Origin of the sequence: Longispora sp. NPDC051575 (genome assembly GCF_040681875.1) — a bacterium.
Classification (GTDB): Bacteria; Actinomycetota; Actinomycetes; order Mycobacteriales; family Micromonosporaceae; genus Longispora.
In genome coordinates this window covers 558,753-570,948 of sequence record NZ_JBFAZP010000003.1, presented here as the reverse complement: position 1 = coordinate 570,948, position 12,196 = coordinate 558,753, and the positions used below count along the sequence as shown (strand labels likewise).

The window sequence follows — 12,196 nt, the reverse complement described above, 5'->3', positions numbered from 1 at the left end:
CATGCGACGGGTACCGGTCACCGGGTGACCGGTACCCGTCGAGTCTTGCCCCGCTCAGCCCGGACCACCGCCGACCCGGCATGGAATCCCGCCCAGGCCCGGTTCCGGCGCGCGAGGTTCCGCCCGGGGCGCCCCCGTGGGCACCCCGGGCGGAACCGTCGGGTCACGGCATCGTCAGGCCGGGGGCCAGCGCGATCGCCTTCAGCTGGTCGAGGGTCAGCGGCGGGGTCGCCCGGGTCGCGTCGAACTCGGTCTTGGCCCCCTGGTGCTGGAGCACCCGGTTCCAACTGACGTTCATGGCCCACACGGTCACCACGCCACCACCGGGCCGCACCACGAGCACCTCGAACTCCTTGCCGCCGTTGGCCCAGTGCAGGCCGTCGCCGGCCGGGTCGTCGTACGTCATGGCCAGCACGGACTCGCCGTTCGGCCCGGTGGACTCGACACAGCCGGTCCGGTACCGGTGGTCCCCGTAGGCGGACACCTCCGAGCACCGGGTGGGGGCGTCCTCGCCCCGTTCGAGGACGATCAGGAACCCGCCCGGGCCGGCCGCGTCGGTGAGGTCCCCGGACGCCGACGCGTCCGTCGTGCCGCCGGTCATGAACGCGAGCGAACCGTAGTCCGGGCCCTTCATCGACGTGCCGGTGATCTGGGTGCCGGGCGCCGCGGCCGTGAACGCCGCCCGCAGCACCGCCGTCAACCGGTCGGCCTGGGCCTGCGTCATCGGCGTGCCGCTCGGCGGCGGCGGGGTCGGCATGTGGCCGTCGGGCCCGGCGGAGACCAGGGGCGGCTCCTTGGGGGACCACGCCGGCCGGGGGGTGGCCGTTCCGGTCGGCTGGGCGGCGAAGGTGCCCCGCCCGGCCGGTGCCGGACCGCCGTCGACCAGCACCCCGACCCCGATGGTGCCGGCGAGGACCGCGAGGGCGAGCCCGCCCGCGGCGCCCCAGACGCGCAGCCGCTGGCCGCGCCGGCCCCGGACGATCAGTGCCTCGAGGTCGACCGCCGGCGGCGGCGGGGCGCCGATGGCGTCGTCGAACTGTTTCTGGTACACGACAATGCTCCTAGGTGGTTTCGAGCCGGCTGACCAGCGGACGCAGGGCGTCGAGCCCCCTCGAGGACTGGCTCTTCACCGTGCCCTCCGAACAGCCCAGCAGTTCGGCGGTCTGCGAGACCGACATCCCGCAGTAGAACCGGAGCACGAGGACGGCCCTCCTCCTCGGCGGCAGCTCACCGAGCAGCGCGAGCAGGTCCGTGTCGCCGGCGAGGTCGGCGTCGGTGACCGGTACCTCGGGCAGCTCCTCGGCGACCTGTTCGCGCCGCCACGGCCGGCGCTGCTCGTCGATCCAGGCGTTGAGCAGGATCCGCCGGACGTACCCGTCGAGCCCCTCCATCCGCTCGGCGCGCCGCCAGTGCCGGTACAGCTTCAGCAGCGTGGTCGACACCAGGTCGTCAGCGGTGTTCCAGTCGCGACAGAGCAGGTACGCCACCCGGCGCAACTGGTCCATCCTGGCGACCACGTACTCGCGGTACGCGGCCTCCTCCGAACGCCTCATCAAGATCCCTCCGTCGGCTCCTGTCCAGAAGAACGGAACCCACCCGTGACGGGGTTGCCCGCCGGCCGGACTTTCCCGCCGGCCGTCCGGCGCGGACTACCGACCCGCCCGGTGTGACCGTGCGGACCTGCCCGGCGTGCCTGCCGGAGCACGCCCGGCACGCCCGCGAAGGCCGTGCCCGGAGGTCTGCCCGAGTGCGCTGGCCAAGGCCCTTCCCTGAGGCCTGCCCGGCACGCCGCGAAGGCCCTGCCCGAAAGCACGCCCGGCACGCTCGCCGATGCCCTCCCCGGAAGCCCGCGCGGCAATGCCCGCCGAAGCCCGCGCGACCCTCAGCGCGCCCGGTCCGGATCCGGCGGAGCCTGCAGATAGGCGAGGACGGCCAGTACCCGCCGGTTGTCGTCCTCCGACGGCAGCAGCCCCAGCTTCGCGAAGATGCTGTTCGTGTGCTTCCCGACGGCCTTCTCGGTGATCACCATCGCCGCCCCGATGGCCGCGTTGGACCGCCCCTGCGCCATGTGCCCGAGGACCTCCCGTTCCCGGGGGCTCAGCCGGCGCACGCCGACGTCGCGTTCCTGCCGGCCGAGGAGTTTGGACACCACCACCGGGTCGAGGGCCGTGCCGCCGGCCGCCACCCGGCGGACCGCGTCGAGGAACTCGCGGAAGTCGGAGACCCGGTCCTTGAGCAGGTACCCGATGCCGCCCCGGGTGTCGGCCAGCAGTTCGCGGGCGTAGAGCTGCTCGACGTACTGGGACAGCACCATCACGGGCAGGCCGGGGATCTGTTCCCGGGCGGCGAGCGCGGCGCGCAGGCCCTCGTCGGTGAACGTGGGCGGCAGCCGGACGTCGACCACGGCCAGGTCGGGGCGGTGGCGCAACAGGGCGCTCAGGAGTCCGGGCCCGTTGTCGACGGCGGCGACGACCTCGATGTCATGGGCCTCGAGGAGCCGGACGAGTCCCTCGCGCAGCAGGCCGAGGTCCTCCGCCAGTACCACTCGCATCGGGGTTTCCTCCGTGGTCATCGGTTCTCCAGCTCGCAGGGCACGTCGATCGTCACCCGGGTCCCCGCGCCGGCCGGGCTGTCGACGCGCACCCGGCCGTCGAACACCTCCAGGCGGTCGGCGACCCCGCGCAGCCCGGAGCCCCGGTCCGGCGCCGCGCCGCCGAGGCCGTCGTCTGCGACGGTCACGACCAGCCGGCCGTCGGCGTGCGCGAGGTCGACCCGGGCGGACCGGGCGCCGCTGTGTTTGACCACGTTGGCCAGGCACTCGGCGACCGCGAAGTAGACGGCCGGTTCCAGGGACCCGGGCACCGCGCCGGGCAGCCGGGCCGCGACGGTGACCGGCACGGCCAGGTCCAGGGCGAGCGCCTCGACGGCCCCGACGAGTCCCCGGTCGGCCAGCACCGGGGGCCGGATCTGCCGCATCACGGTGCGCAGGTCCTCCAGGGTCGCGCCCACGCTGGCCCGGCTCTCGCCCAACATCCGGATCGCGGCCTCCGGGTCGGTGCGGACCAGGTGTTCGGCGAGGCCCAGGCTGACACCCAGCGAGACGAGCCGGGCCTGGGCGCCGTCGTGCAGGTCCCGTTCGATCCGCTGGAGCTCGGCGTTCTGCCCGTCGACCACCACCCGCCGGGACCGGACCAGGGTGTCCACCCGCCGGGTCAGTTCCACCTCCCGGTCGGGCGGGAGCCGGGACACCGCCCACGCGTGCGCGGTGAACGCCGCTCCGAGGACCACCAGCGCCCACACCGGCCACAGGAACCCACCCCCGGACAACCCCCAGATCACGAACTCGGCGGGTACGAGGATCCCGAACACCGCCGTGTGCACCGCCAGCCACCGGCGCGGCCCCGGGGGCGTGCGCCACGCGGAGCGCAGGGCGGCCTGGCCGGCGAGCGCGGCGGCGAGCCCGAACCACACCCAGCGGGGCCAGAACTCACCGCGCCCGGTGGCCAGCCAGACGACCGGGGCGGCGACGGAAGCCAGGACGGCGACCCCGATCTGCCACCGGGTGACCCGCCACGGGAAGCCGGTGGACCAGCCCGGCCAGGACGAACCTGCCGGGTCGTGGGCGTCGCGCGTCGGCCGGGTCGTCTCAGTCTGCCCCGTCATCCCTCAGCCTCCCCGTCCGACCGCCCCGGGCCGCGCCCGATCCCCGCCCGCCGAGGACCAGCTCACACCCTGACCCGTGGCCCGTATGCCAGTCGGCGCAGCAGTGTCTCCGCCGGACCCTGGACTCCCCGGACGTCCAGCCGCCATGCTACGGCCACGGAGATCAACCACACCGCGACGGCGATCCCGGCGGCCACGAACGCGGTCCCGCCGTGCCGGCCGAGGTCCAGCGCCCACGGCGACAGCAGCGCCATCCACGCCACGGACTGGAACAGGTACCCGGACATCGAGCGCCGCCCGAGCGCCGAGACGGCCAGCACCCCGACCCAGGGGGTACCGGCCCGGCCGAACCGCAGCGCCAGCAGCGCGAACAACGCGACGTACCCGGGCCCGCCGAACTCGCCGCTGACCGCGTGCACCAGGGCCATCAGGTCCACGGTGCCCGGCTCGACATCGACCAACCCGGCCCCGACCAGCGCGTACGGCACCGCGCCCGCGACCGTGACCGCCAGACAACCGACCGCGACCCGCCGGAGCAGCGCCACGTGCGCGGCGGCGTCCTCCAGCAGCCGGCGGCGCGCGGCCCACATGCCCAGCCACACGATCACGATCACCGGGATCACGGTCGCGGTGTGCGCGGGCCACTCCGCGAGCCGGTCCAGGAGGGACCGACCGTAGGTGGTGGCGGCCAGCGAGGGGTTGGGCGAGTTGGTCAGGGTCGCGTGGCCGCCGGTGTCCCCGCCGAGCCGGACCGCCAGCAGGACGCCCAGGACCAGCGCGTAGCCGAGGGTCGCACCCCACAACCACAGGACGATCCGGTGGAACCGGTCGCCCCGGCGCAGCAGGAGCAGAGTGGCCAGGACGCCGATGACGCCGTACGCGCCGAGGAAGTCGCCGAAGTACAGCAGGGTCGCGTGCGCCAGCCCGAACCCGACGAGCCACGCGTTGCGGCGCAGCAGTACCGGGCGCGGGTCGGCCCCGGCCGCCGAGTGCCGCCGGGCGAGCTGGACGAGCCCGTAGCCGAACATGACGGCGAACACCGGGTACGCCCGGCTGTCGACGAAGGTGAGCAGGAACGCGTTGAGGACCCGGCCGGCGCCCGTCGGGGCGGGGTCGATCCCGGGCTGGCCGGCGAACGCGACGTTCGCGCTGTTGGCGAGGGCGATGAACAGCAGCATCGCCCCGCGCGCCAGGTCCGGGGCGAGGGCGCGCCCGGCTGGCGTCGCCGGTACCCGGAGAGTCTGGGTCTGGGGTGTGTTCGTCATGCCCCCAACCCTCGCGGCGCGCGGCCCCCGGCGACAGCGGCCTGGGCACCCTGTGGGGGTGGGCCTAGGGAGTGTGTTCGGGAACGTGACCGATGCGGGCGAGGTGCCCGGCGGTCTGCTCATTCAGGTCACGGCACACGACCAGGAACGGTTGTGTCAAAAGTGGCCCGGATCCGCGCGGGCGCGCTCAAACGGGGCAGCGGGGAGATTCGTCGCGCTCCTATACTTGCGGCGCATTGAAACATCGAGCGATAGGCGAGTCCCACTATGGACACGACTAGGCCTCTGGTTGGAGCCGCGAAGGCCGTTGTGATCGGCGTGCTGGCGGTGGGCGCGATTCTCGGGCTCGGCGAACAACTGCTACGAGAAACGCGACGATGCTGACTATCACGAACCTTCACCAAGGATATGGTCGTAACACCGTCATCGAGGGCCTGAATCTCACCATGGGGCGTGGACTGCACGCCCTGCTGGGGCCCAACGGCGCGGGTAAGTCCACGTTCCTGCGCACGTTGGCGACCATACTTCCGCCCCGTCTCGGCCAGATCCAGCTGGACGGAATCGAGCTCCACCGGAACTCCCTCGAGCAGATCCGGCGCCGTATCGGCTATCTTCCGCAGCAGTTCGGGTTTGATCCGGCGATGACTGTCTCGGAGTTCACCTGCTACGCAGCCTGGGCGAGAGGGGTGCCCCGGCCTGTTCGGGGCGCGGCTGTCGAGGAGGCTCTCGACAAGGTCGGACTGTGCGACCGGCGGGACGAGAAGATGCGCAAGTTGTCCGGTGGGATGGTCCGGCGGGCCGGCATCGCCTGGGCGATCGTGGGCAACCCCTCGCTGATCCTGCTCGACGAGCCGACCGTTGGCCTGGACCCGATGCAGCGCATCAACTTCCGCAGCATCATTTCCCAGCAGCGCGACGCGGTGATCGTACTCAGCACCCATCTCACCGATGATGTCGACGCGATGGCGGATCACGTTGTCGTCCTGGACGAGGGTGGTGTCCGGTTCCAGGGAACACCTCCTGAACTTGCGGAGCAGGCTGACGCTTCCAGTCCGGGGAACACTCCGCTCGAACGTGGATACACGACCCTGCTCGCCGATAGCCAGGAGCGATGAGTCCGATGCTGCTCATCCACGTCAAGCGGAGTCCTGTCCGGTGGATCTTCCCGGTCGCACTCGCGTTCAATCTTGCGATGCTCTTCTTTCGGAACCGCTACTGGATCGGCGTCTGGCCCGAGACCTCGGCTGCGGCCCAGATGCCCGCGTACCTCACCAGTGGGCTGGCGGCTGCGGCGGCCGCGTGGTCCGTCGGCGCACCGCATCGTCACGGTACTGTCGAGCAGAAGTTGCCTTTGGCGGTGCCGCGCTGGCGTCGCGAGGTTCCGCCTGTCGCCACGGTGCTGCTGTACTTCGTCCTCATCTCCCTGATCGTGCAGGCGATCGCGTTCGGGCTGACGCTACGCACGAATCCGCCCGGCATAGAACTGTGGCCGGGCTATGTCGTGATGGGACTGACTGTCATCTGCCTCGCGGTCGCGTTCGGACACGTGGTCGGTAAAGCGCTGTCGGGTCGATTCGCCGCCGCTGTCGCGGGCCTGGCCTGGTTTATCGTCAGCATGTACCTCGGCTCTCAGTGGGATTTCGGCGTCGTGAGCGGTCCCGTCTACAACGAGCTCGACACACTGACTGTCATGGTGCGGCTTCTCGGCGCGGTGGCGTTGATCTCCCTCGCCGTCGCGCTGCCGAATTTCCTCGCGCGGGAGCGTGCCGCCGTTTCGAGGAGAACGGAACGGAGATGGCTGCGGCCGGCCGTCGTGGTGACGGTGGCGGCAGTGGTTCTGTGTGCGGTGACCGCAGTGCTCGGCTCTCCGGTCAAGGGGCGGGAGAAGCCCGCGGAGGTGCTCTGTGTCGGGGTGCGGTTGAAGGTCTGTATGTGGCCGGAGCACCAGAAGTACCAGAGTGCCGTCGAAGACATAGTGCAGCGGGCCGAGAGGCTACCGGCCGTGTTTGTTCTACCTGGGCGGTTCGACGAATACGGGGTCAGTTATCAGATGCGTGTCGTCGACGGAGTCATCGATCTCACCGACCGGAGCGGTCTGCCGCCCTACTTCTACATTCCTGACGGCAGTACGTGGGCCCTTTCGGGAACGGTCGCGACGGAGATCATGAAGGTTTCGCTCAGATACTGCGCCAAGGCACCCTTCTCCAAAGGTGAGCAAGTCGACCTCCGTGCGAACGAAACGGAGGCATGGCTGGAAGCCTTTCTGGCGGGAGGAGGACGGCCCGACTATCACACGAACCGTTCAGGGGAGGCCGCGGCGGCGGCCCGGCGTGGGGAGGAACGCGCCAACCACGGCAGCGAGGCCGAACAGTTCGCGTGGGCGGGAGAACGGGTCACGGAATACAATGCCGCGTCCTGTCTCTGAGGCATGCGATCCGGTCCGGCTGTACCTCCGCTCGCGGCGGGTATGGATGGGCGTGGCGCTGACCGGAGCGCTCTGCGCCGTGCTGCCGTTCGTCGGGTCGATCATGTTCTCTGTCCCGGCAGCCGGCGACAGCGGTGTGGCGAGCGTGCCCGGTTGGCGGATCATCGCCGCTGGAGCGACCTTCGGGCCCGTCCTCTTCTGCCACAGCCCCTTCGGCGAGATGGAGTCGGCGACCGGCAGGAACTGGCGACGGGTCCAGCTGGGTGTGCTGGCCCTGAACGCGACCGCCTGTTCCTTGCTGTTCTTCCTGACCAGCCTGATGGTCTTCGGCGGGCCGATGGCGCTCCTGGTTCTGCGGGGGATCATCGGATGGATGGGTACCGCGTTGCTCGCCGCTCGTCTTCTGGGCTGGAGAGCGGCCTGGGTGGGGCCACTGGCGTTGCTTCCGATCATGATTTTCTGGGGTACCGAGGGGCCGCAGCAATACGCTTGGTGGGAGTTCACCGCCCGTCCGATCGACGACCCGGCGGCTTGGGTCACCGCCGCGGGACTTCTCGCACTCGGTGCCGGCGCCCACCTGGTCGATCGATGGCGCTGGCGAGCCGCAGTGACGTTCCTGAGACGGCGAACGATCCGGCTCTCCCGTAGACCTCCGTCCGCACCCTGACCGGGCCGGGGTCCGCGCGCGGCCAGGGCGCCCCGCCGCGAGGTCAGTGCTCCTCGGCCTCCTCCGGCAGGTCCCGGAGCCGCCCGACCGGCGACGGCAGCACCCAGAGCACCCCCGCGACCGCCCCCACCGTCGCGATCCACAGCGTCGGCCGCACCCCCAACGCCGCCCCCGCCGCCCCGCCCGCCAACGCGCCGAGCGGCCGGATCCCGTAGTTGACGGTGCGCAGCGCCCCGGACACCCGGGCCCGGAGCGGATCGGGAATGGCCGAGGTCAGCACGGAACCGGCGGTGATGTCGAGCATGATCACGCCCAGCCCGGACAGGAACTCGGCCGCGAGCAGCGTGCCCACCACGACCGGGGTCGGCCCGCCCGCGAGCGGCACGAGCACCAGCGGCGCGGGAAAGACCACCAGCCCCAGCAGCACGGTACGGCCGATGCCGAGCCCCCGCGACACCCGCGTGGTGACGGCGGCCCCCAGCACGGCGCCGATCGAACCCGCGCCGATGACGGCCCCCAGCAGGCCGGGCGTCACGCCCAGTTCGGTGCTGACGTAGAGCAGGAACAGGGCGGTGAACATGTAGTTGAAGAAGTTCATCGTGGTCAGGCCGAGCAGGAGGGGCCGCAGCACCGGGGACCGGGCCAGGAACCGCAGCCCCTGGCTGATCCCGAGGCCCTCGTGGGTGGACGGCGGGGGTTCCGTGGGGCGGATCCGGAGCAGGAACACCGCCGAGACCAGGTAGGACACCGCGTCGGCGAGCAGCGCCACCGGGGCGGTCAGGACCTGGACGAGGACCCCGCCGGCGCTGGGCCCGACCGCGTAGGAGACCGCGCGGGTGCCGTGCAGGAGGGTGTTGGCCTCGACGTAGTCCGCGCGGGGCACCAGGGACACGAACAGGGTGCTGTGCGAGACCTCGAAGACGACGGCCAGCGTGCCGGACAGGAACGCGACGACGTACAGCTGCGGGAGGGTGAGCGCGTCGAGGAGGTACGCGGCCGGCACGGTGGCCAGTAGCGCCGCCCGGCCCAGGTCGGCGAGGACCATGAGCCGCCGCCGGTGCGGGTACCGGTCGATCCAGGCGCCGGCGAGCAGGGAGAACAGCAGGTTCGGCAGCAGGGCGGCGGCCGTGAGGTAGCCCATCTCGACGGGACCGGCCCCGACGCCGAGCACGGCGACCAGCGGCAGGGCGAGGTAGGAGATCTGGTCGCCGACCAGGGAGACGGTCTGTGCCGACCAGTACCGGCGGAAGGGGGTGTCCCTCAGCAGGCGCGGCGGCCAGCGGCGGACGGCGGGGGGCAGGGTGTCGGTCATGGGGGTGGCCGTTCTCGGGGGAGGGGCGGGTCAGTGGTCGCCGACGCGCGGGAAGCCGGCGGCGACCACCGACACCGGCAGGGCCGTCGGGTCGTCGGCGTCGCGGGCCACGAGGGCGTCCACGTGGGCGTAGAACGTGTCCCACAGCTCGGTCAGGGAGCCGTGCGTGAGCCGGACGAGCAGGTCGCCGATCCCGGACGCCTCGACCCATTCGGGGGACAGGTCGTCGGTGTGCGCCTCGAAGTCCCGCACGGCGCGGATCAGGACCTCGACCTGGTGCCGGCGCATCACGCTGACCGCCTCGCGGCCCTCGCCGGAGGCGGCCATCGCGGTGTTGCTCCACGACGTGGTGGCGTGCACGGCGGTCCACCGGCGTTCGCGCTGGTCGGCGCTGGGTTCGCCGTCGGTGACGAAGCCGAACTTGGCGAGCTGGCGCAGGTGGTAGCTGGTGGAGCCGGTGTCGGTGTCGAACCGGCGGGCGAGTTCCGCGGAGGTGGCGGGGCCGTGCGCGCGCAGGGCCGCGAGGAGCTGGACGCGGAGCGGGTGGGAGAGCGCCTTGAGTTCGGCGGCGGCGGTGACCTGGCGGTCGTTCGGGTTCTCGGTGGCCATCACCGGAGCCTAAACCGCAGAACTTATTTTGCAAAACAAATTCTGCGATATGGGGGTACTGCCGGGCCGGCCGGTTTCCCGGGGCCGGGGAGGCCGCCCGTCGTGTCCGCTGTCCCGGCGGGGACCGTCCACCCGCCGGGACAGCGGATCCGGCTACCCGCGCAGCGCCTCCGGCAGCGGCTCGGCGTGCAGGACGTGCAACGCGCTCACGGCCCGGGTCAGCACCACGTACAGCCGGTGCAGGCCGCGGGGCTCGGCGGTGGCGATCCGCCCTGGCTCGGCCACGATCACGGCGTCGAACTCCAACCCCTTGGCCAGGCCGGCCGGCACGCACACCAGGCGAGCCGACTCCAGCGCGTCCTCGTCCTCGCCCAGCAGCGCCGCGTCGAGCCCGGCGGCCCGCAGGTGCGCGCACAGCCCGGCGATGTCGGCGTCGGCCGCGATCAGGCCCACCGAGCCCTCGTCGGCCAGCCGTTCCCGGCACGCCCGGAGCACCGCGTCGGACAGCTCCCCGGCGGTCGTCGGCGTGACCCGCAGGGCCCCGGCGGCGCGGCGCACGGAGACCGGCGAGGCCAGCCCGGGGGCGATGGTGGGCAGCAGCCGGGCGGCGTACCCGATGATCTGTTCGGGCACCCGGAAGCCCCGGTCCAGCACCTCCAGCCGGATGTCGGGCTTGCCGAGGTGCGCCAGCAGGGTCGGCCAGTCGTCGGCGGCCCACGCGCTCGTGCCCTGCGCGATGTCGCCGAGCACGGTCAGCGACCCGGTGACGCACCGCCGGCCGAGCGCCCGGCACTGCATCGGGCTGAGGTCCTGGGCCTCGTCGACCATGACGTGGCTCAGGGACGGGGTGCGGTCGATGAGCCCGGCCAGCTCGTCCAGCAGGACGGCGTCGGCGGCCGACCACTTCGCGGACTTCGCCGACCGGTACGGCTTCGCCCACCCCAGCGCCGCCCGCTCCTCCTCGGTGAAGAGCCCCGCGCCGGCCACGGCCAGCCGCTCCGGGTCCGACAGCACCCGGAACAGCACCTGCTCCGGGGTGAGCTTCGGCCACACCGCGTCGAGCAGCCCCCGGACCTGCTTCGAGCGGGCCACGGCCGCCAGGTCCCGGTCGTCGGGGGAGGCGCCGCGCCGTTCCATCTGCTTCAGCACCAGGTTCGCCACCCGCTGGGCGAGCCCGTCCCGGCCGGGCCCGTACCGGGGGCCGCCGCGCTGGTCGGCCACGGCCCGCGCCAGGTCCTCGCGGTCGACCCGGTGCCGGGTGCCGCCGTGCACGTAGACGAGGTCCTCGGCGGGCTCCCCGATGTGCCCCCACAACACCCGGCGGAGCACCTCGGCCATCCGGGCGTCGCCCTTGAGCCGGGCGGTGTCGGCGGGGTCCGTACCGGTCACGGTCCGGTCGAGCAGCTCGTCGACCGTCTTCTGCTGGACGGAGACCTCGCCGAGCGCGGGCAGGACGTGCCGGATGTAGCCGAGGAACGACCGGTTCGGCCCGACCACGGTCACGCCGCCGGTGAGCCGACCCGGCTCCGTGTACAGCAGGTACGCCAGCCGGTGCAGTCCCACCGCCGTCTTCCCGGTGCCCGGCGCGCCCTGCACGCAGATGCTCTCGGAGACGGGCGCGCGGACCAGCTCGTCCTGTTCGGGCTGGATGGTGGCCACGATGTCGCGCATCGGCCCGGCGCGGGGCCGTTCGATCTCGGCGGCCAGCAGCGCGCTGGGGCCGCTCTCCGCGCCGGTGAGCGGCTCGTCCTCGTACGCGGTCAGCTCGGCGGTGTCGGAGAACCCGTACCTGCGGCGCAGGCGGACCCCCTGCGGATCCTCGCGGGTCGCGCGGTAGAACGGCATCGACACCGGGGCGCGCCAGTCGACGACCAGCGGCGTGCCCTCGTCGTCGCGGACCCGGCGCCGGCCGACGTAGACCCGGTCCGCGTCGACCCCGGCGGCCGGATCGTGGTCGAGGACCGTGCCGGGTTCGTAGTCGAGCCGGCCGAAGAACAGGGGCACGCCCGGCAGGTCCGCCAGGTCGTGGCCGCGCCGGGACCTGGCCATCCGGTACACCGTGTTGAACCAGACCTCGTCGGTGCCCGAGGCGAACTCCGGCGTCTCCGTCGCGAGCACGTCCGCCCGCATCCGGCGCAGTGCCGCCCTGGCCGCCGCCAGGTACTCCTGTTCCGACCCGATCTCCGTCGACGCGACCGGGGAAGAGTTTCCACCCATGCTGACGCCCGTCCTTAGCTGTGGCAGAGAGGCGGCCC

Annotated in this window: 11 protein-coding genes; 3 read left to right on the top strand and 8 right to left on the bottom strand. The window is 72.4% G+C overall.

Going from position 1 to position 12,196, the window contains the following annotated elements:
• Positions 1–163: 163 nt before the first annotated feature.
• From AB0M43_RS10015 to AB0M43_RS09995, 5 genes are all read right to left on the bottom strand, one after another.
• Complete coding sequence (locus AB0M43_RS10015; protein WP_363722945.1) at positions 164–1,051, bottom strand: hypothetical protein; 888 nt, start codon at positions 1,049–1,051, stop codon at positions 164–166.
• A 10-nt stretch (positions 1,052–1,061) separates the two neighbouring features.
• The gene (locus AB0M43_RS10010) at positions 1,062–1,553 is read right to left on the bottom strand and encodes a SigE family RNA polymerase sigma factor (protein WP_363722943.1); all 492 of its coding nucleotides are present in this window, start codon (positions 1,551–1,553) and stop codon (positions 1,062–1,064) included.
• Positions 1,554–1,882: 329 nt separating this feature from the next.
• Positions 1,883–2,551 (bottom strand): response regulator transcription factor, encoded by a 669-nt coding sequence (locus AB0M43_RS10005; RefSeq protein WP_363722942.1) that lies wholly within the window; start codon positions 2,549–2,551, stop codon positions 1,883–1,885.
• Between the two features lie 17 nt (positions 2,552–2,568).
• Positions 2,569–3,663, bottom strand: a complete 1,095-nt coding sequence (locus AB0M43_RS10000) for a histidine kinase (RefSeq protein WP_363722940.1) — start codon at positions 3,661–3,663, stop codon at positions 2,569–2,571.
• Between the two features lie 62 nt (positions 3,664–3,725).
• Entirely contained in the window at positions 3,726–4,928 is a 1,203-nt protein-coding gene (locus AB0M43_RS09995) for a DUF418 domain-containing protein (RefSeq protein ID WP_363722938.1), read from the bottom strand.
• A gap of 377 nt (positions 4,929–5,305) precedes the next feature.
• Between AB0M43_RS09995 and AB0M43_RS09990 the strand changes: the two genes are divergently transcribed.
• Genes AB0M43_RS09990 through AB0M43_RS09980 form a run of 3 tightly spaced genes read left to right on the top strand, consistent with a single transcriptional unit; the run spans position 5,306 to position 8,020 of the window.
• On the top strand, positions 5,306–6,043 hold the full coding sequence (locus AB0M43_RS09990) for an ATP-binding cassette domain-containing protein (protein WP_363722936.1): 738 nt from the start codon (positions 5,306–5,308) through the stop codon (positions 6,041–6,043).
• Between the two features lie 5 nt (positions 6,044–6,048).
• Entirely contained in the window at positions 6,049–7,353 is a 1,305-nt protein-coding gene (locus AB0M43_RS09985) for a hypothetical protein (protein WP_363722934.1), read from the top strand.
• Positions 7,354–7,405: 52 nt separating this feature from the next.
• Complete coding sequence (locus AB0M43_RS09980; RefSeq protein ID WP_363722932.1) at positions 7,406–8,020, top strand: hypothetical protein; 615 nt, start codon at positions 7,406–7,408, stop codon at positions 8,018–8,020.
• Between the two features lie 43 nt (positions 8,021–8,063).
• Here AB0M43_RS09980 and AB0M43_RS09975 read toward each other — a convergent pair whose 3' ends face one another.
• From AB0M43_RS09975 to AB0M43_RS09965, 3 genes are all read right to left on the bottom strand, one after another.
• Positions 8,064–9,332: an MFS transporter gene (locus AB0M43_RS09975; protein WP_363722930.1), complete on the bottom strand. Its 1,269-nt coding sequence runs from the start codon at positions 9,330–9,332 to the stop codon at positions 8,064–8,066.
• Positions 9,333–9,362: 30 nt separating this feature from the next.
• A complete protein-coding gene (locus AB0M43_RS09970) occupies positions 9,363–9,941 on the bottom strand; it encodes a helix-turn-helix domain-containing protein (RefSeq protein WP_363722928.1) in 579 nt (192 codons plus the stop codon).
• Positions 9,942–10,094: 153 nt separating this feature from the next.
• A complete protein-coding gene (locus AB0M43_RS09965; protein ID WP_363722927.1) occupies positions 10,095–12,158 on the bottom strand; it encodes an AAA family ATPase in 2,064 nt (687 codons plus the stop codon).
• Positions 12,159–12,196 lie beyond the last annotated feature (38 nt).

Coding starts and splice junctions, on each gene's coding strand:
- AB0M43_RS09970 (WP_363722928.1), bottom strand. CDS start 9,941: ATGGCCACCGAGAACCCGAACGACCGCCAGGTCACCGCCGCCGCCGAA.
- AB0M43_RS10000 (WP_363722940.1), bottom strand. CDS start 3,663: ATGACGGGGCAGACTGAGACGACCCGGCCGACGCGCGACGCCCACGAC.
- AB0M43_RS09965 (WP_363722927.1), bottom strand. CDS start 12,158: ATGGGTGGAAACTCTTCCCCGGTCGCGTCGACGGAGATCGGGTCGGAA.
- AB0M43_RS09975 (WP_363722930.1), bottom strand. CDS start 9,332: ATGACCGACACCCTGCCCCCCGCCGTCCGCCGCTGGCCGCCGCGCCTG.
- AB0M43_RS09985 (WP_363722934.1), top strand. CDS start 6,049: ATGCTGCTCATCCACGTCAAGCGGAGTCCTGTCCGGTGGATCTTCCCG.
- AB0M43_RS10005 (WP_363722942.1), bottom strand. CDS start 2,551: ATGCGAGTGGTACTGGCGGAGGACCTCGGCCTGCTGCGCGAGGGACTC.
- AB0M43_RS10010 (WP_363722943.1), bottom strand. CDS start 1,553: ATGAGGCGTTCGGAGGAGGCCGCGTACCGCGAGTACGTGGTCGCCAGG.
- AB0M43_RS09995 (WP_363722938.1), bottom strand. CDS start 4,928: ATGACGAACACACCCCAGACCCAGACTCTCCGGGTACCGGCGACGCCA.
- AB0M43_RS09990 (WP_363722936.1), top strand. CDS start 5,306: ATGCTGACTATCACGAACCTTCACCAAGGATATGGTCGTAACACCGTC.